The sequence below is a fragment of the Mycoplasma tullyi genome (assembly GCF_014068355.1).
Taxonomy (GTDB): Bacteria; Bacillota_I; Bacilli_A; order Mycoplasmatales; family Mycoplasmoidaceae; genus Mycoplasmoides; species Mycoplasmoides tullyi.
This window is the reverse complement of record NZ_CP059674.1, coordinates 669,224-689,432: the sequence shown is the minus strand read 5'-3', so window position 1 is coordinate 689,432 and position 20,209 is coordinate 669,224. Positions and strand designations below refer to the sequence as shown.

Annotated in this window: 17 protein-coding genes; 12 read left to right on the top strand and 5 right to left on the bottom strand. The window is 30.9% G+C overall.

Translation table 4 applies throughout. The features are described from left to right. Window positions 1-22 precede the first annotated feature (22 nt). Both H3143_RS02750 and H3143_RS02745 read left to right on the top strand, forming a co-directional pair. A complete protein-coding gene (locus H3143_RS02750) occupies window positions 23-1,000 on the top strand; it encodes an MSC_0882 family membrane protein (protein ID WP_228444774.1) in 978 nt (325 codons plus the stop codon). Between the two features lie 24 nt (window positions 1,001-1,024). After that, window positions 1,025-1,894 carry a Cof-type HAD-IIB family hydrolase gene (locus H3143_RS02745; protein WP_182078682.1) on the top strand — a complete coding sequence of 290 codons (870 nt, stop codon included), beginning with the start codon at window positions 1,025-1,027 and terminating at the stop codon, window positions 1,892-1,894. Window positions 1,895-2,252: 358 nt separating this feature from the next. On the opposite strand, the gene H3143_RS02740 is transcribed toward H3143_RS02745, so the two are convergent. Beyond that, window positions 2,253-3,119, bottom strand: coding sequence for a Cof-type HAD-IIB family hydrolase (locus H3143_RS02740; protein WP_182078681.1), 867 nt, complete (start codon window positions 3,117-3,119; stop codon window positions 2,253-2,255). 2 nt (window positions 3,120-3,121) lie between these two features. Further along, window positions 3,122-4,174, bottom strand: coding sequence for a tryptophan--tRNA ligase (gene trpS, locus H3143_RS02735; protein WP_182078680.1), 1,053 nt, complete (start codon window positions 4,172-4,174; stop codon window positions 3,122-3,124). A 71-nt stretch (window positions 4,175-4,245) separates the two neighbouring features. On the opposite strand from trpS, the gene H3143_RS02730 reads away from it, so the two are divergent. The 4 genes from H3143_RS02730 to H3143_RS02715 all read left to right on the top strand — a co-directional run bounded on the left by H3143_RS02730 (window position 4,246) and on the right by H3143_RS02715 (window position 7,813). After that, the gene (locus H3143_RS02730) at window positions 4,246-4,734 is read left to right on the top strand and encodes a Spx/MgsR family RNA polymerase-binding regulatory protein (RefSeq protein ID WP_182078679.1); all 489 of its coding nucleotides are present in this window, start codon (window positions 4,246-4,248) and stop codon (window positions 4,732-4,734) included. Further along, window positions 4,727-5,515 (top strand): NAD(+) kinase, encoded by a 789-nt coding sequence (locus H3143_RS02725; RefSeq protein ID WP_182078678.1) that lies wholly within the window; start codon window positions 4,727-4,729, stop codon window positions 5,513-5,515. Before H3143_RS02730 ends, H3143_RS02725 begins: the two co-directional genes overlap by 8 nt. A 91-nt stretch (window positions 5,516-5,606) precedes the next feature. Continuing rightward, window positions 5,607-5,972 carry a PTS sugar transporter subunit IIA gene (locus H3143_RS02720; protein ID WP_182078677.1) on the top strand — a complete coding sequence of 122 codons (366 nt, stop codon included), beginning with the start codon at window positions 5,607-5,609 and terminating at the stop codon, window positions 5,970-5,972. Between the two features lie 92 nt (window positions 5,973-6,064). Continuing rightward, window positions 6,065-7,813 (top strand): APC family permease, encoded by a 1,749-nt coding sequence (locus tag H3143_RS02715; RefSeq protein ID WP_228444773.1) that lies wholly within the window; start codon window positions 6,065-6,067, stop codon window positions 7,811-7,813. Between the two features lie 73 nt (window positions 7,814-7,886). Here H3143_RS02715 and H3143_RS02710 read toward each other — a convergent pair whose 3' ends face one another. The 3 genes from H3143_RS02710 to H3143_RS02700 form a co-directional block, all read right to left on the bottom strand. Beyond that, window positions 7,887-8,534 carry an MscL family protein gene (locus H3143_RS02710; protein WP_182078675.1) on the bottom strand — a complete coding sequence of 216 codons (648 nt, stop codon included), beginning with the start codon at window positions 8,532-8,534 and terminating at the stop codon, window positions 7,887-7,889. Between the two features lie 15 nt (window positions 8,535-8,549). Continuing rightward, window positions 8,550-9,722, bottom strand: coding sequence for a potassium channel family protein (locus tag H3143_RS02705; protein WP_182078674.1), 1,173 nt, complete (start codon window positions 9,720-9,722; stop codon window positions 8,550-8,552). A 585-nt stretch (window positions 9,723-10,307) separates the two neighbouring features. Further along, complete coding sequence (locus H3143_RS02700) at window positions 10,308-11,471, bottom strand: lysylphosphatidylglycerol synthase domain-containing protein (protein ID WP_182078673.1); 1,164 nt, start codon at window positions 11,469-11,471, stop codon at window positions 10,308-10,310. Between the two features lie 181 nt (window positions 11,472-11,652). On the opposite strand from H3143_RS02700, the gene dnaK reads away from it, so the two are divergent. The 6 genes from dnaK (at window position 11,653) to rpsG (ending at window position 20,202) form a co-directional block, all read left to right on the top strand. Further along, window positions 11,653-13,437: a molecular chaperone DnaK gene (gene dnaK / locus H3143_RS02695; protein WP_182078672.1), complete on the top strand. Its 1,785-nt coding sequence runs from the start codon at window positions 11,653-11,655 to the stop codon at window positions 13,435-13,437. A 293-nt stretch (window positions 13,438-13,730) separates the two neighbouring features. After that, window positions 13,731-15,854: an MIP family Ig-specific serine endopeptidase gene (locus H3143_RS02690; protein WP_182078671.1), complete on the top strand. Its 2,124-nt coding sequence runs from the start codon at window positions 13,731-13,733 to the stop codon at window positions 15,852-15,854. A 606-nt stretch (window positions 15,855-16,460) separates the two neighbouring features. After that, window positions 16,461-18,305 carry a hypothetical protein gene (locus tag H3143_RS02685; RefSeq protein WP_182078670.1) on the top strand — a complete coding sequence of 615 codons (1,845 nt, stop codon included), beginning with the start codon at window positions 16,461-16,463 and terminating at the stop codon, window positions 18,303-18,305. A 352-nt stretch (window positions 18,306-18,657) separates the two neighbouring features. After that, window positions 18,658-19,281, top strand: coding sequence for a 30S ribosomal protein S4 (gene rpsD, locus H3143_RS02680; protein ID WP_182078669.1), 624 nt, complete (start codon window positions 18,658-18,660; stop codon window positions 19,279-19,281). Between the two features lie 18 nt (window positions 19,282-19,299). After that, the gene (gene rpsL / locus H3143_RS02675) at window positions 19,300-19,725 is read left to right on the top strand and encodes a 30S ribosomal protein S12 (protein ID WP_027121842.1); all 426 of its coding nucleotides are present in this window, start codon (window positions 19,300-19,302) and stop codon (window positions 19,723-19,725) included. Window positions 19,726-19,734: 9 nt separating this feature from the next. Further along, entirely contained in the window at window positions 19,735-20,202 is a 468-nt protein-coding gene (rpsG, locus tag H3143_RS02670) for a 30S ribosomal protein S7 (protein WP_182078668.1), read from the top strand. The last annotated feature ends 7 nt before the right edge of the window (window positions 20,203-20,209 follow it).

Here is a 20,209-nt window from a genome sequence, read left to right as displayed (position 1 = left end):
TAGATAAACTAAAAAAACAAGCATGAATAATGAGCAAACTAAAACGCTAGATTTAGGAGTTAATGCTGGCCATAATAATAATTATGGCGGTAATATTAACGCGTCTTCAAGAGCTGCTCAACTCCAAGAACAGAACTACCATGGCGTTTTTGATCCAGGCTCATTAAAGGTTACTAACCTTCAAGAAGAATCAGCTCAAAGTCTGAGCAATTTAGATCAAAAAATCCCTTGATTTTATAAGAAAGAGATCTTTTATAACACTTTAGGTTTAATCTTTGGGTTGTTAGTTATTCTAGGATTTTGTGCAGGCTTAATCTTATTGTGTTTATATATTTATTACAATAATCAGTCTTGACATATTGTTTGAGCTGCACTTCCTTTAGGGGTCTTGACATTACTTGTTGGCTATCGCACGATTAGTAGCTATGCTAATATCAAAAGTGGAGCAAAACAACAATATATCTTTAGTAAGACTCAAATTTCAGTTAACATTAAACGTGCTTATAAAAACTTAAGATTGATTCCAGTTAATATCAACTGATTAGCTGCAGGAATCTATCTTACAGTTGTAATTGGGATCATCGTCACATTAGTGACTGCATTCACAATTAATCTGGTTAAGATTGCTAATTTTAATCAAGATTTTACAAGAGAACAGATTAATGAAGCTAAAAGATTTGGTTATTTATACGTTTTAAAACCTAATAATGAATTAGATAAATGACCATTATATTCAATCATTGTTAATGGAACTCTAGGAATAAGTACGTTAATCATTCATATCTATATGATTATCAATAGTTCTATTAGAGCTAGAGCTATTGAAAACTTTTATGGTAGAGCACCAATTGAAGAAGCAGATATGGAACGCGCAATAGCTGCTGCTAATAGTAGAAACTGAAAGATCTTTTTAGTTTACTTAATTCTCATAGGTTTAGTCGTTCTACTAGTAAAGAAGATCATCTCTGGATGATTAAATTCCATAAGTGGAAAAAAATAAAAAGAAAGTTATATCAATTAAATAATGAGTGACTTAGATAAGAGCAGACAATTAAAACTAATTGGCATTGATCTGGATGGTACCTTATTATCAATTCGTAAAAAAGTCACTAAAAAAGTGATTAATTCTTTACTAGACTTAAGAAAAAAGCTTCCTGATGTGGTGATTGCAATCATCACAGGGAGATCTTATTTAAGCGCTAAACGGGTTGTAAATGAGTTGCAAACCGCTGGTGTAAAGATCGATTATCTTTGCTCTTATAATGGTTCTGTCTTATTTAAAGTCAACGAACAATCTGAATTAACTAAATTATACGAACACAGTGTTGATTCAGAAACGACTAAAGTAATCTTTGATTATTGCAAAAAGAATAAGATTGCTTTCCAGGGTTATTTAGTTACTGATCAAGTTAATTCTAGTGTTGTCTTATCTGATAATTTCATTGGAAGAATAATTGCCTCTTTTAATAAGAATAAGAGTTTTTGCACTAAAGAATTTGTTGAAGGCGAATACTATAAAATTAATTTGATTAGCACTAAGCGTAAACGATTAGCAGAGTTCAACGGATTTGTTGCAAAAAATTATGCTGACTCTGTAGAAATTGCTAATGTTTTTCCGACTTTTTTAGAGATAACTACTAAAAATATTAATAAAGCTTTTGCTTTAAGAAAAGTTTGTGATTTAGAAAACATTAGTTTAGATCAAACTGCTGCAATCGGTGATTCGCTTAATGATTATTCAATGTTTGAGATTGCTTCATATAAGTTTGCAATGAAACGAGCAAATCCAAAACTAAAGAACATCTCAACATATATTGCTCATTCAAGTAGACACAATCAATTTAAAGAGATAATTCAAAAAACAATCTCGATTGTTGATGATAGTAACAAATAAAATTACTTAAAAAATCAGTTCAAGATTCACTCAAGACAATAATTCATTTAGCTAATGATTATTGTTTTTTATTTAAAAGATAGATACAATTATTTTTCACAGATATTTATGCTTAGCTATATCTACCTCTAATATAAGATAGATAAGTAGTAATAAGTCGATAGAAAAAAGCGAGAGCTTTTTAAAACTTATAAGTAATTACTAACGAATAATGTTTGGGATCTTGGTTGAGTTATTACAAAAAATAAACACCATCATGAAATTGAAGACAATTCTAGGATAGTGTTTACATAGATAATTTAACTTGTATTTATCTAATAAAAATGATTCATAAAAATAGCGAATTTTACCGTATATTTTACGAATTTTTAAGCGAACGTTTAATGATTTTGTGATAAAGTTCAAACGCTACACCATGATCATTATTGTTATATTTTGTAATGTATCTAGCTAATAATTTAGCGCTTGAAATCGCATTTTTCATTGCATAACCAAAACGTGATTTTTGTAACATCTCAATATCGTTTTCGCCATCACCAAAAGAAACAACATATTCTTTTGGAATCCCGTAATAACTACTTAGATAATCTAATGCGTTTCCTTTATTAGCATAAACAGTATTAACTTCAATAATATTACCTGAAACAGGTAATGATCATTTTCTAACAATGAACGTGCTAAAACATTCTTTTAGTTGAAAAACTACTTCATCGATATTATTAGGGTTTTTAACTTGCAATAAGATTGTATTTGGATCTTGTCTCAAGTTAAGAATTTTCTCTTGACCGAATGTGCAATTATCTTTACCATCAATATGAAAACAATGTAACAACTCATCAAGTTCTTTGTTACTTACTGGCTCATTCATTATGTAAGTTCCGTCGTTGTTTTCAACGATAAAATTATCAACAAGTTTAATAATTGATGTTTTATGTATAAGGTTTTTAACTAAATCCTTAGAAAAACTTAAATTAATTGCTTTGAAGTGTCGATCTCTTGGATGTCAAATATATGACCCATTAAGATTAGCCATTACCGTATTTAAACCTAATTGGTTGTAAATATCAGTCGAAGCTCTAGAAGGTCTTCCAGTAGCGATACAAAAGTGGTGACCTAACTTGTTGATTAGTTTAACTACCTTAATTGTTTGGCTACTTAACTTACTTTGACTGTTTAGAAGTGTGCCATCCAAATCGGACATTATTAATAGTTTTTTATTATTCATGATTAAACAACCATTCCTAGTTTTTGATAAACGCTTAATAATGTTTTTTGTGCGATCGGTAAAAGATTTTCTTTACCGTTCTTCAACACTTTTAGAACGTCTTCATCAGTTATATTTTTCATATTTGTTTGGATATTGTCCAAGATATTTCAGATCAATTCGAACAACTCTTCTTTGAAATCCTTATAAGATTTATTCTCGAAGTTGTTGATAATATCAGCAGGAGTGACTTCTTCATCTAAAGATTTGTTATATTTCGCACTCTTTAGCCCTACATTAAAGTGATCGTTAATCGCACCATAATAAATGCCTACTAAGTTTGATATCTCTGGTTGTGTCTTATAATCAAAATTAACTTTATTTAAATTATCTGTTTTAGCTGATTTAATCTTTGCTAAAACTTCTTCTCTAGAATCATCTAGATTAATAATTCCTTTTTTAGATAAAGATGATTTAGACATCTTTTTATCAGGATTATTTAAATCCATAATTCTAGATCCTACTTTAGCAATAATTGGTTCAGGAACTTTAAATAGCTCTCCATATTTCTTATTCATTCTGATCGCAATATCTCTAGTTAATTCTAGGTGTTGTTTTTGATCTTCGCCAACACATACATAATCAGATTGATAAAGTAAGATATCAGCAGCCATTAAAGTCGGATAAGTCAATAATCCTGTAGGAATCTTAATCGTTTGATTACTTTGGACAAACTTTTGTTTCTTATCCTTATATTGAGTCATTCTTTCCAATTCACCCATTGTCGTATGACATAACAATACGTGACCTAGTGCAGCATGTTCATTAATTTCAGATTGTAAGAAGATGTTATTTTTAGTAGTATCAAACCCACTTGCCAAATAAATTTTTACAAGTTGGATAATATTTTGTCTAGATACTAATGGATCAAAATCCACGGTAATTGTATGTAAATTTGCCACAAACAAATTCAATTGATATTTGTTTTGCAAATTAATATTTTTAGAAATCGAACCTAAATAATTACCAATATGTAACGATCCGGTCGATTGTATGCCAGATATTATCTTATTCATTATATAACTATAATATGTAAGATATATTATAAAGATATAAATATAAAACGATCTTGTGACAATTAGACACCATGACAGATAATCAAAACAATCAAAGCAACAATATAGTTTTATTCATTACAGCATCATGTATTGGCTGTACTAGAGTTAGACGTTTCTTTAGAGAACATAATATTCAACATAAAGAAGTTAATTTCTATAAGACAGCGATTGATGAAAAGTACTTTAATGACATTTTGTCATTGACTGAAAATGGCGTTTTTGACATTATCTCGACGAGATCGAAATACTTACAAAACAATAAAGTTAATATTGACGAATTAACAATTAGTCAATTAATTACTTTAGTTAATGAACACCCATCAATCTTAAAAAGACCAATCATCTTACAGTATGATAAATCAGGAATTCCGAAAAGATTGATGGTAGGATACAACTCAACTGATATTAGAGTATTCTTAAGAGAAGTAGCTGATGTTAAGGCTTACTATCTAGATGAATACTGGTTTGATGAAGAAAGCTCGCTAGGTTCAACTGGTTTAGTTAAAGAAGATGAATAAGACATATTGTTTAATATCTTCATTAGCACCTAAATCAGAAACACTTAAACCATTAATTAAAAAAGAATTAAATAAGAAGTTAGTTGAAGTTGATGATCCAAATCAATCAGACTACTTATTTATTAATGGCGGTGATGGCACTTTTATTAAGAATGCGATCAAATATGATCGCAAAGGCTTAAAGATCATTGGTATCAATGGTGGTAGTTTAGGTTTTTATACTAGTTTTAATGAGACTAATATTGATACGATCTCTGATCGTTTAGACCACTTAAAATACACGCAATTAGATTTTATTAGGTTGCAGATTGATGATCAGATATACCATGCTTTGAATGAATTCAATATCAATTCAACAACAGCGTATGGGTATGATATTTTTATCGATAATGAGTTTTATCAAAAATTCAGAGGTACCGGGTTGTTAATTTCAACAACAACAGGATCTACTGGGATTAATAAATCTGCCAATGGTGCCATCCTATTCCCTGGAATTAAAGCGATCCAAATGGTTGAACTATACCCATTATTACATTCAAGTTTTACCACGATTCAATCGCCGATTATTTTGCCGATCGATACTAAGATCAGAATCGAGATTAAAGAAAATTACTGCGATCATGATGCTTGTCCAAGAATTGTAGCAGATGGTGCAGTAATTAGAAAAGGGTTAAGTTCTACTAATATTGAGATTAGTGCAGTTAAATCTCAAGCAGATTATGTTTCGATCAACGATCTAAGAAGTTACATCCAAAGATTGCAAAAAACGTTTATTTACTAATTTTAGTTATTAGCTAAAATTAAAAATCTTATAATTAGATACATATCTAATATATTTTTGATTAATTTGATCAGACCTGTTTCTATCTAAAATGAATAAGTTTACTTGAATCTTTTTAAATATTATTACCTTTGGTATTTTAAAATTAGTAGCTACTAAAAAAGCTAAAAGAATTTCAAGTCAAATTAATCAAGAATTAATTAAATCAGAAAAAATCCCTTTTGATCTTAACGAGTTTATTAATATCTTAGGTGGAATTGATAATATTCAAACTACCACAGCCACGTTGAATACGATTAAAATCAACGTAGCTGATAAAACCAAAGTTAATCAAGATCAGATTAAAAATCGCTTAAAAATTAATGGGATGATGTGAGCTAGTCACGACTTGTCTTTGGTGTGTGGTGATTATGCCAGTAGTTTATCAGATCAGATTAACCAACTAAAAAACCAATAATAAACTGATCATTTATTTAGTTAGATCATATTAACACTTATCTAGATCTTAGATAAGCTAATTTTTATTAAGAAAAAAACATAACGATGTCTATGATAAGAATCAACAATAAGAGCCGATCGTTAAAGGTTGCTCCTAAATCCAAGAAGATTGGATTTTTTTCAGGGATTACAATCGCGATTGGTTCATCAATTGGAGCTGGAATCTTTTTTAAAGCTCAAGCAGTATTACAGAATTCACATTATTCTTTAGCATTTGCAATTTTTAGTTGGTTATTTGCAGCGTTTTCTGTTACTTCTATGGCATTAGCTTTAGTAGAAATTTCAAGCGTACGTAATGATAATTTATCGATTATTGGATGATGTCAAACGTTTAATAATCATTACGTATACAAAACGTGTAAGAATTTCATGGTCTATATTTATGTACCATTAACCTATTTTTTTATGCCGTTTTTCTTTCTTTTATCCATACAAGATGGAATTAGGGGATTCAATGAGAATTACCATGGATTAAATACGCAAGCAGATTGAGCGATTTTAATGCTTGTATCTTTAGGAATATCGGCTTACTTTATTGTTGTTTCTGGGCTTAGTTCATCAGCAGCGAATTTTCAAAATTTAATCATCTCAGTTGTTAAGTTTTTACCGTTATTATTAGCAATAATTTTAGGTTTTGTAATCTTTAATCATAACGATTCTAAACCAGTTGATCCCAAGATTGGATTAGGGTTTCAAAACGTTAAAACGACTGATCTAGCGACTATATATAGCTTTAGCAATCTTTCACCGGGATTTGGTTTATTTATCTCAGTGGGTGGAATCTATTTTGCTTATGATGGGTTTTATTATGCTGCTGGAATTCAAACTGAAATGAAACAACCTAAAAAAACTCCTTTAGCAATCTTAATAGGGTTATTATTTGTTACCTTAGTTTATCTAATCATGGCGATTGCCATGTCATTAGGATCAACTGATGGTTCTCCTTTTGGGTTTAAAGCATATTTTACTAGAAATAAACTATTACCACTTTATGCGGTGTTTCAAATTACAATTGGTATAGGAATTCTAGGAATCGTTAACGGATTAAGTTTATGAGCTAATCGGTTTATGGAAGATCTTATTAAAAAGTTTGAAGTACCTTTTAGTATGAAACTAATTAATAAGATTAATCCCAATAGAGTAGTAGTTGGGATGCTATATAACTTAGTTTTAGCAGTTCCTTTAGTGGTTGTTTTTAGTTTAATTGGTGGTTTAGGTTATATAGATAATGTTTATTCAGATGCTGACTATGGAACTGGTGTGGGAAGAATCTACAGTTTTTCAGATTTAATGGCAAACTGAACATCTGTGATTGCTTTTGTTTATATTGTAATTGCAATCATGGGTGGGTTAGTTAATCGAAAAACTAATCGGATTAAAGTTAATAAATCTAAGATCTTTGTTCCTAGTGCAGTTTGTGCAATTATTACTATGGTAGCTTCAGTTAGTTTAACGTTCTTCCAACCGATAGCAGATGCATTATTGCTTTATAATATTCCGTTTAATGAACAATATAAAAACGTTTATATTTCAAGAATTCTATTAGTTCTAGTTCTATTCGTTTTCTTATTCATTATGTTTATACCAATCCTAATTGAAGATCGGTTAATGATCAAAAAATATGGATCAGTTTCTAAAGGTGAAATAGCTAAATTAAGAATAAAAGCTGAAGTTAAAAAAACTAGTTTTAAGCAAGAGTTATTAGATTATGTTGAGACTCTAAAAACAAAAGATCTAAATGATGATCTAAAAAAAGCTTTAAAAGAAGTTAACGTAGAAGTTGATGAGTTAGTAATTTAACAAATAAAAAAAGGAGATGAATAATTCATCTCCTTTTTTTATCTCTGTTTTTTTGTAGCTATTCAACCTGATTTTAACTATCACTTCAGTTATCTGTACTTACAGCATTTTGCGCACTAGATCTTAACATTCTTGTTAGGTTTGTTGTTTCCTCACTTTGAGTTTGTGTATTATTAATTTCAAATGGAACAGTAACAACAGAATCGCTAAACTTTTTAGATAAGATCTCAACTTTAATATTATGAACTTTTCCAAAGATCATAATCTGTTGTTCTAACAACATGTTGTTGTATTCTAGTAATTCAATAATCTTTTCGTCTTTACTTACTTCAACAGGTTTATCTTTAGGTGGATTAATTCCTTCTGCAAGTAAATGCTTTGCTTTAATAGCTTTGCGAACTTCTAAAATGTAATACGGTACGAATAGCGCCGCTATTATAATTACGTTGATAATTATAAAGCTAATTAATGCTGCAAAGAATTTCCCAATTAAAATCCCATTAACTTGTCATTTTTGCAAGTCTTGAACGTTATATAATTTAGCGATTGCTGCAATAATTACATCATTTGCTAATGAAGCAATTACAGCATTAAAACTAGTCCCTAACAATAGACCAATTGCTAACATGAAAATGTTCCCACGTTTGATAACTTTGGTCGCATTTTTCATTGCGTTTTTACTTAATGATAGTTGTCTATCTTTATCTAAAAGATCTTTCATATATCAATTATTTTATTAACTTTGTTTAATTGGAATAAATTCACATTGATCCAATGGTTTTTTCTTATCAGTAGTTGTAACAACTTGTTCTTTTTTATTATCAGGTTTTTTCTTTCTTGATTTATTTTTTTCAGCTGCTTTTTGCATTTCACTTAAGAATGAACCAGCGATAATCCCTGAAGGAATTGCGATGATTGAAATTGCTAATAAAGAGATAAAACTAACAATCACTCTTGATATTGGTGCATGGGGAACAAAATCACCATAACCAACTGTTGTTAGTGTTATTGTTGTAAAGTAGAATGCTTCAGTAAAGTTTTGAACATATCCTGAACTTAAACTAGCAAAGCTAGCTGCATCAGTTGGATTTAAAACGTTTGCGGCTGCTTGAACTTCACCATCTGTAATCTTATTGATAATATCTTCGTACTGTACAGATCCTTTCATAAGTTTACTTAGTTGAATAAATAAAGTAAATTGAGGGAAGTTCAAGTAGTTATCACTTACTTTAGCTAAGAAAGCAGATTTAACACGAAGTAATTCAACTGTTTCTTGAGACCAAATGATAATTGCAAACAAGATGATTAAAACAATGATGATCAAGAATACTGAAGCCAACAACTTCTTTTGATTGACAAATACATTAGTAATAGCTCCGAATGGTTTAAATAAGCTTAAAACCATGAACAATCTAATTGTTTTAACTAAAGCTAACGATTGGAATGATGCAAAAATTAATTCATTAGTAGGACTTAATTCACTGACGAAAAATTTTATAGCTTGACCCGACGATAAGATACATAGAATAATAACAATACTATTAAATGTGAAAAAGTATTTTAATAATGCTTTGACGAATTCTAGCTTTGGTTGGCGCATTGCATACTTGTAAGTAAATGCATGAGCTAACCAGTCAGCTATGAATACAAAAAAAGTTAAAAGTAACGTTACTTTTGCAAATTGAGCGAAAAAGTTATTATTATTCGTTTTAGGTGTAATAACTAAGGTTACAAAACTTATCAGAGATGCAAAAACGATAACAAGAGCGTATATACCTCTGAAAAGTTTTATTCTTTTTTCGTATTTTAGTAGATGATCATCGATATCTGCTCTTGATCAAACGATGATCGATAAAAGCCTCATTAATTTATTTCGGCCGATTTTTAAATTGTTAAGTCTTGAATTCATTCGTGTTTTACATAAGCCAAGTTGTTAATTAATCATGTATTTTATTCTTAAATTTTGATAATTCTCTTAGCTTAATATGTTTTTATATATTCTTTATTATTTTAACAGCTAGGGCAAGAATGTAGAAGTAAAGGGATAAACAAGATAGATCGAAAAGAGTTTTAGATGTATAGATTTACCTTGTGTACTCTTTAGCAAAATGACAAAAAAGCAATTAAGATTGTGACTTTGAAATTGACTATTTTTACCGATGATTTTTTACATAATAATTCGTATGCATTTTTGATTTTTTAATTATGTAGCAATCTTAATAAGATATGGACAGTTTCAAAGTAATTCGTATCACGTTTACATAAAATAGAACTATGCAGTTAGTTTATTTACTCATTGTAATAAGGACACAACCCAATACAGAGTTATAGTAATAACAAATACTCTTTTAGGTGAACGAAACGAGAAATAAACTACACTTATTTAAGTTGAACTTTCGATAATATTAGTCAGCTATCAAGAAATAAAAACGAATGTTTAAAATTTCGATTTTTACCGTATATTTTGCAAAAAAATCAAATTAAAATAACTTAATTAAGTATTAGCTACAACGTTTTTCTTAGACATATGTAATGACTTAAAGTAAACAGCTATTTCATATAGTGATGGGATAATTCCGATCATTGTTGGTAAGTAGAACAAAGAAAATCTTCACAAAAAAATTGTGTTGTTAATGTCGTTGCTAATTTCATTAGAATGAAAATAGTTAACAAACTCTTTAGTAAGTGAAGAAATATTAATTAAAGATTGAAAATACAATTCCAAAGTTACTTGTATTGTTCCTTCACCACCAGGGATTGGGATAAAGTTGTTAGCTGTCACAGATACATTACTAAAATTAAAGACTTTTACAAAGCTATATAAATCAACTAGTTTTGAATCCAAAATTACTAAAGACATATAAACAGAACTATATTGAAAAATCACTAAAGTAGCTGTGAATAAAAACATAAAGATCACAACTCAATAACGTTTAAACTCATTAATGAATGCTTTCTTTTGATTTACGTATTCTAAACGTTTATCTTCAGTTAATGCTTTAAGTTTTAGGAATTTTCTAATCTTATTAACAACCTTATAAACAAATAAATGAAATTTAACACTGAATATAGCCGTAGCAAAAGAACTAAAAATTCCAAAATCTACTAACATTCCACAAAATGAAAATCAATAAGCTATTAGTCCGTTTTTAGATTCCGCTAATAAATGGTAATTAGTAGAAATATATATAAAACTTGGTCAAGTTACAGTAATCTGTACGATTGATCAATAGATTGCTGTTGCTCCAACAATTGTGATTGCATCTGATAATTTAACCTTGTTTTTAACTAACCAATAAACTTTATAAGGTTCAGCACCTGTAGCAAAAGGTGTGACATTATTTATTAATGTACTAACAAGTGCATAGATAAGCCAATCATATCATTTGGCTTGAACCTTATATCTTCTAGCAATAATATATAGCGTTAAGAATTGTCACAAAAACCCATACACCATACAACTAAAGATCAAAAAGATAAAAACTTTTTGTTTCGTACTAGCTGGATTTCTTAAGATTTCAAAGATCTTTCTAAAACTAATATCTTTTAAAAAGATGAATGTTAAACCAGCAATAAGCAATACAATAATGCTGACAATTGTAATGCTGATACGTCTGATATTAAGCTTGTTTTGGGCTAAACTATTTTGTTTGTTCAAATTTTTTAATTTCGTTGTTTATATTATAAACAATTACCCTAATTTGCTCTAAGTCAAAAAATAAATTAGCAATCTAGTTGCAAAAGTGCTAATCTTTTTATATAATCTTATGCATAGAACATAACCAAATTAAACAATTGGCTTCAACTTTAACATTAGATTTGAAAGGATATAAATAATAATGTCTGATAATAACAACGGATTAATTATTGGGATTGACCTTGGAACCACTAACTCTTGTGTATCTGTAATGGAAGGTACACAAAAAGTAGTAATTGAAAACCCAGAAGGTAAAAGAACTACTCCATCAGTAGTTTCATACAAAAATGGTGAAATTATTGTAGGTGATGCTGCTAAGCGTCAAATGCTAACAAACCCAAATACAATTGTTTCTATTAAGCGTTTAATGGGAACTAGTAAAAAGGTTAAGATTAACGATAAGGGTGTTGAAAAAGAATTAACTCCTGAAGAAGTGTCTGCAAGCATCTTAAGTTATCTTAAGGATTTTGCTGAAAAGAAAACTGGTCAAAAGATTACAAGAGCTGTAATTACGGTTCCAGCTTACTTCAACGACGCTGAACGTCAAGCTACTAAAACTGCTGGTAAGATTGCAGGTTTAACTGTAGAAAGAATTATTAACGAACCTACAGCAGCTGCATTAGCTTATGGGATTGATAAAGGTCCTAAAGAAATGAAGATTCTTGTGTACGACCTTGGGGGTGGTACGTTCGACGTTTCATTACTTGATATTGCTGATGGTACTTTCGAAGTTATGGCTACTGCTGGTGATAACAGACTTGGTGGTGATGACTGAGATAACAAGATCATTGAATGAATCGTTGAAGAGATCAAAAAAGATCACCCATCTCTAGATCTTAAGTCTGATAAGATGGCGATGCAAAGATTAAAAGAAGCTGCTGAAAGAGCTAAGATCGAATTATCAGCTCAATTAGAAACTTTAATCTCATTACCATTCATCGCAGTTACTCCTGAAGGTCCAGTTAACGCTGAATTAACTCTATCAAGAGCTAAATTCGAAGAATTAAGTAAAGACTTACTAGAAAGAACAAGAAACCCAATTGCTGACGTATTAAAAGAAGCTAAAGTTGAACCTAGTCAAGTTGACGAAATTCTATTAGTAGGTGGTTCTACAAGAATGCCTGCGGTTCAAAAATTAGTTGAATCTATGATTCCTAATAAAGCTCCTAACCGTACAATTAACCCAGACGAAGTTGTAGCAATCGGTGCTGCTGTACAAGGTGGGGTATTACGTGGGGATGTTAAAGATATCTTATTATTAGACGTTACTCCTTTAACACTTGCTATTGAAACTCTAGGTGGTGTTGCGACTCCTATTATTAAGAGAAACACAACTATTCCAGTTTCTAAATCTCAAATCTTCTCAACAGCTCAAGATAACCAAGAATCAGTTGACGTTTCAATCTACCAAGGTGAACGTCCAATGGCTAGAGAAAACAAATCATTAGGTACTTTCTCACTTGGGGGAATTCAACCAGCTCCTAAGGGTAAACCACAAATTGAAATTACTTTCAATATTGATGCTAACGGTATTCTTAACGTTAAGGCTAAAGACTTAACAACTGGTAAAGAAAACAGTATTACGATCTCTAACTCAAGTGAGTTGGATGAAAACGAAATCCAAAGAATGATCCGTGATGCTGAAGCAAACAAAGAACGTGACTCAATCGTTAAACAACGAATTGAAATGCGTTATGAAGGTGAAGGTATTGTTAATACAATTAACGAAATCCTTGGATCTAAAGAAGCTGAAGCATTACCAGCTGCTGAAAAAGCTAGTCTTACTAAGATCGTTGATGGTATTAACAACGCACTTAAAGCTGAAAAATGAGATGAACTTAAAGAACAAATCGACGGCTTTAAGAAATGACGTGACGACATGTCTAAGAAATACGGTGGTGGAGACGCTCCAGCTGAATCTAAATAGTTCTAGATACAATCTCCTAAATCAAATAAGAATTTAACAAAAAAACAATAATTCATTGCATGTGCAAAGGATTATTGTTTTTCTATGTCAAAGTTGATTATTTAAGCTAGCCAAAAACTGTTGTATTTTTTTGAAAAAGATGAGATTTCATATAGCCTAGAAGGACAATCTAATAAAAAAAGAAGTAAAAATTGTACTTGGCTTATCAGTTCCTATCTAAAAACTGAAAGCATATATATCGACATATGGGTGTCGATATTCTATAATTTATTAATTAAACAAATTTCAATCGTATGGTAAGAAAAACTACTTGGTTAAAATTGTTTTGTTTGTTAAGTGGATTAAGTGTAATTTCATCATCATGTTTTAACCCTGAAAGTTTTTTTACTTCCAAGAAAAATGCTGATGATATTAATGTAAATAATATCACTAGTAATGATCTAGCAGTTAATGACAAGTTAAATCATAAAGATCTATTAGCTAGTAATATTACTAGCTCAAATTTCTCTAAGTATTTTGGATTAAAGTTAATCCAAAAAGCTGACGAGAAAATAGATCCAAATGATTTAGTTAATTTCAAAGTAGGTGGCTTTAGTGCGGATGATTCTAATGGAATCTTATCTTTTATTGTCACTGTAGAAAGAAAGAATTCTAGTCCGATTGAATTTAAGCAAGTAAGTTTAGAGATCAATGGTTTCTTAAAGAAAAAAATAGAACGTGAACCATCTCAAGAAAGTAGTTCACCAAATAGTGAAACAGGTGAACCCAACGATTCTCAAGCTTCTAATAACGAACACACAGATCAACCTGTAATTATCCACCCTGGAGAATCAACAACCGAAACTGAACCAACTCCACCATCAACAACAGTTGATAAGGATAAACAACCTGAACCTTCTTCTAGTTCAACAAAATTAAAAATCTTTAGTGATCAAGAGATTTATAAAAAGATTTATGATCGAAGCTTTTCAATCGGGTTTTATACACGTCATTGACTACGTGATCCATCAGATCCAAATTTACCTTATAAACAACTTCTTTATCTAAGTAATGGTACAGGTTGATTATTGGATTATCAAATCAGTCCACAGAACCCTGATCTTTATCGTTTGTTTATCGCTACTAACTTACACGTAGCTGAAGGATTATGAAATAGGGATGATTATGATCACCCTGTTCTAGATTCAGATATCAGATTAAAACCTGATACGATCGGTTTTTCATTAGGTAAATCTGAACAAGTAAACTTTGGTCCTCAAGATTCAAGATTTAGCAATAGTTCAGTTAAGTATGTAACTTATCTAAGCAACAACTTATTCTTTAATAGTAGTCCTAATCGGTCTAGTGCACTAAGAGTTAATAATCAAAGATTGTCTATTCCTGAAACTGTATTTACGGCTGTTGATTTTGTTAATGATCAACAAACTAAAAATGAGTTCTCAGATTACTGAGCTCAACAATTCAAAGGTCAGTTTGTTAATAATAGACTAGGTGATAAGAACCTATTGAATTCTTCATTCCCTAAAGATCCACAATCTAGAATGAAGATTGCTGATGGTTATATAAATAAAGGAATTGGTTTATATAAAGATTTTGCTGTATTAAGTTTTGTTGTTAATATTAGTCAAAAAAGACTAACTAATGAACCAGTAAGAAGTTTTAGTAGTGCACAAACATTACGTAAGTATGTTTTAGAAGCAGTTAACGAATTAAATGAGTCTTCTAAAATAGCTAAACTACCAGGTCAATTAAACTTAACTAATCAAGATGTACCATATGTAGATTTAGATTATCCTTCAGTTGAAGCTAACCATCCTAATGCTTTAAGCATTCAAGAAATTGATAAAGCTTATATTGCAGGTTATCCAGGAGTTGGACAACCTGGTAATAGTCGAGCGTTTAGCAACCGATGAGTTCAAAATAATTTAAATCCTAATCCAAATTATCAATTAGAACCTAATATTAAGGCTGAACTAGTTGATCGTTACCAAGATCTAACTGGATTAATCCAGTCTTATCACAATAAGTATTACCACCAATACGGTATTACTCAAGCTGTATTACGTTCTTCACTAAAACCAGGTTCAAGTGGTAGTGTGGTTTATTCTAAATATGGTTTACCATTTGGAATCTTCTGAGGTGGGTATAGTGGTAGAGGAGATGATGGTACTGGTGTGTTTGATTATTTAGCTAATGATACTAGAAAACAAGTTACTGTTAATGTTAGATTTGGTAGTTCAAGAACACCTAGACAGTTTAAGATCAATATCGAACCATATAACTTAATTGATGGAACTAATAAAGAGAAGTATCCTAATCAAACTAATTCTTATCGTCAAGCATTACCAGGATATTTAGAATGAGCAGATGATAATAGATTCTCTAAAGATAGTACCTTCTTGTTTAGTCATCCTTAGATAAAGAGATAAGTTAAGAGTTGGCCTAGTTGGTCTTGAGGGGTTGCTTAGATATAAAAGATATAGATAAAACTCCACTAAATTTAGTAGAGTTTTTATTTTGGGGTTTTGATTATTGAAGGTCTCTAAGGATTAAATGGGGTTGGGTTGAGTGTTCTTTGAATCTGTGTTTTAAAGAGTTGCCGAGTTTATAGGTGCATAACCCTCCATAAAATCTTAGATTAAACACCAACCGTATTAAGATAGTGTTTTAGGGTCTAAAAAAGTAAATCTAGAGTTCTACTAAACTGGTCTTGTTTCATGACTGTTCCTCTATTTAACAAAAACAATTATCCTTCTTTTATCTATATAGATAATGTATATATTGTTACAAAAAGATCAATAATGTTGTTATAATTTACCTATGTTCATTGAATCTATGTGTTTAAATATCAATTCACATAATTTGAAATGAATATTAGATGAGTATATTTACTTAATAATTAATATAGAATTAAGCAATATTTAATATAGAATATGCTTAATACTCCAAATAATTTTTTATTTGGCATTATTAAGTAACCGATTTTTAGAATTAATTAAATAAAGAGAAAATAATAATAGAATATGAAAAGATCAAAAAAGATATTGTTTAGTTTAGGAGCTGTTTTACCAGTTACTGGTGGGGTGTTATTAACATCTTGTACGCAAATGATGACCAACACTGGTTATAACTTTGCTGCCGATGCAGATTTTAGAAGAGCAGCATTTGGTAATATTGGTACTATTAATCAAGTTAAAAACGTTGTAGAAAATTCATTACAGTTGCCGATGATGGCTCCTGTTATGACTCCTGTTACCACTTCAGCTGGTGGACAAGCTGGTGAAGAAACTAAACAAGCTGAAGGTGCTGGTGGAACTGGTGATGCTCAAGGTGCTGGAACAACAACTGGAGCTGGTGTTGGTACACCTGCAAAAGCTTCATCTTCAATCGTTAGACTTGTAGAAGATAATAGTTCAGGAAACGGTTCTGGTGGTGCTGCAAGTGGTGGTTCACAATCTGGTGATAGTACCCAAGGAAATATGATGAACGGATCAGGAGCTGGTTCTGCTACAACAACTATGCCAACATCTACTACGGCAGCCACTCCTGCAGCTACCACTCCTGCTACTATGCCAGCTGCTATGATGCCAATGGCTTCAGGTGCATGAAAACACTTTGAAGATATCGTAAAAAGTAAGACTAGTACAGAAAAAACTACTGCAGAAGCTGGATTAATTAAGTTCTATAATGATTTCAAAGCTAAATTTGCTGAAGTATTAGGATTTGCTGGTGGTAAAAACTTAACAGATGGTACTGCTTCTTTAGCAGATTTACAAACAGCTAAAACTACTTTAGAAACTAAAGGTCGTGAATTATTTACAGTTTACAACGATTTTGGTAAATCATTAGGTCAAACTACTATGTTTGATACTACTATGAGTTTTGAAGAATTAGCTGACGCAAATAAAGGACTAAGCAATCTTTACGTATTAATGGGTGTAAACGTTTATGACTTCGCTAAACCAGTTGCTGGAAACTCATACAACGACTTAGCTAGATTCTTTGAAGCTTTAAATGGTTTCTTAGGTGGTCAATTTGCGATGAACGCAATCACAGCTAACGTATTCCAATTATTCGGTAATATTACTGCTTTATTAATTAGTCGTGAACTAAGAATTATTGATGGTGCTATTAATTCTGTTTTATTAACTACACCTACAACTAATAAACCAGGTCTTGAAACTCAATTATTAGCTAACGTTAATAAAAACTCAACAATCAAAGCTAGATATGATGAAACTGTTAAAGTTTTAGGTGATGTTAAAGCTCAAACAGATATGTGAGCTAACAGTCCAATCGTTATGAAAACTAACGGTGCACAATCTAAATTAGAAATGGCTGCAGCTAAAGCTGATGAATCTTCTAAAATGGCATTAACAAGATTAGTGGGTGCACTTTATGGAAATATGGCTAATATGAATCCATTTGCCAGAAAAGGTCTATTTGCATCAGTTAGAGATCTTGGTACTGAGTTAGATTCTGTTAAAAACTTAGTTTCATCTAATTACACTAAATTAAGTGACTTTATAAGTGTTTACAAGATGACTAACGCTACTTGAAGAGAAGGTGTTGGTATCTTTGTAAACAGTTTAGCTACAAACATGATGGCAGCTGATATTGATAAATTAATGCCTGCTTCTACAGCTTCAGCTGAAGATATGGCTTTATTTACAGAAGTTAAAACTGAACTTAAGAGATTAGTAGCAGCTACTTCAAGCTTACCTAAAAACGGTGCTGGTCAAGACAAAAAATCTGCATTCTACCTAAACCAAATGGTAAGATCAATCACTTCTGACAACCAAGCTAGATTAGCATCTATGGGTGAAGGTGTTGAAGGCTTTAGTTTCTACGTTAACACTGCGCTTTAATTATTCTTATTAAAAACCTTTTTAAGATTAATAAACTATCTAATAACAAAATTAAATAACGTAATAATTCCTTATATTCATCATTAAGGAATTATTAACTAAGCTCAATTACTAAATAATTGGATTAGATATAACATTTTGTTATATAATATATACTGCACGTTCAGCAAACTAATATTAAACTAAAACAAAGGGTGCGTAATAGCTTATTATAAGCTATTACGTTCGTTACTAAGATAAGCTGATTATACTGAAAACGCTTAACACCTTTTTATTATTTAAGAATTAGTTTTATATATCTTGTTTGTTTGCGTGTATAAAACAATTCATATAAACAAGGATTTTCATATAAATGTCACGTTATACAGGCAGCATTTATCGTAAAGCCAGAAGATTGAATTTTTCAATTCTTGAATCTGGTAAAGAATTTACGAATAATAAGTCAAAAAAAGGTGTTAAAGTCCCTGGACAACACGGGTCTTTAATCCGTCCTAAATTATCTAACTACGGTGAACAGTTACAAGAAAAGCAAAAGATGCAATTCATGTACGGATTAAACGACCGTCAGTTCAGAAGATTATTTGCTGTGTCTAAAAAGATGAGTGGGATCTTAACCATGAACTTATTTAGAACACTTGAATCTAGATTAGATAATCTAGTATTCAGAATGGGTTTTGCGCCAACTAGAAGAGGAGCAAGACAACTAGTTAACCACGGTCACGTGTTAGTTAATGGCAAAACTTTTGACATTCCAAGTGCTTTAATTAGTTTAGGTTCAGTAATTGAACTTAAACAAAGAGCACACAACTTACCATTAGTAAAACTAGCTTTAGAATCTAAAGCTGTGGCTCCATTTGTTGAAGTTAACAAAAAAACATTATCAGGAACTTATGTTCGATATCCAGAACGTAATGAATTACCTGCTGATGTTAATGAAACATACGTTGTAGAGTACTACAAACGTTTAGTTAAATAGTTAGGAGATCATATACAGATGGCAACAATTGCACAATTAATTAGAAAACCAAGAAAAAACAAGGTTAAAAAATCTAAATCTCCTGCTTTACAAGTTAACTTAAACACACTTGAAAAGAAGGTGACTAGTAAATCATCACCATTCAAACGTGGTGTTTGTACCCGTGTAGGGACAATGACACCCAAAAAACCGAACTCAGCGTTACGTAAGTACGCTAAGGTAAAACTAACTAATGGTATGGAAGTATTAGCTTATATCCCAGGTGAAGGTCATAACTTACAAGAACACTCTGTGGTATTAATCAGAGGTGGTCGTGTTAAGGACTTACCAGGGGTAAGATATCATATCGTTCGTGGTACTTTAGATACAACTGGTGTAGATAAAAGAAGACAACAACGTTCTGCATATGGTGCAAAACGTCCAAAGGCAGATAAGAAAAAATAGGACTAGAATATGCGTAAGAATCGAGCAGAAAAAAGAAAAGTATTACCAGACCCAGTTTATAACTCAGTACTGGTTACTAGAGCAATCAATGCCATCATGTTAGATGGTAAAAAAGGGATTGCGCAAAAGATTTTATACGGTTCATTTGATCTAATTGCTCAAAAAACTCAAAAAGATCCGTTAGAAATTTTTAATAAAGCAGTAGAAAACATCATGCCAAGACTTGAACTTAAAGTTCGTAGAATTGCTGGTGCTAACTACCAAGTACCTACTGATGTGTCTCCTGAAAGAAAAGTTACACTAGCACTTAGATGATTAGTAACCCTTTCAAGAAAACGTCATGAAAAAACAATGTTAGATAAGATTGCTAACGAAATTATTGATGCTTCAAACAACGTTGGGGCTTCAGTTAAAAAACGTGAAGATACACACAAAATGGCAGAAGCTAACAAAGCATTTGCTCATATGAGAATGTAATAAGAGA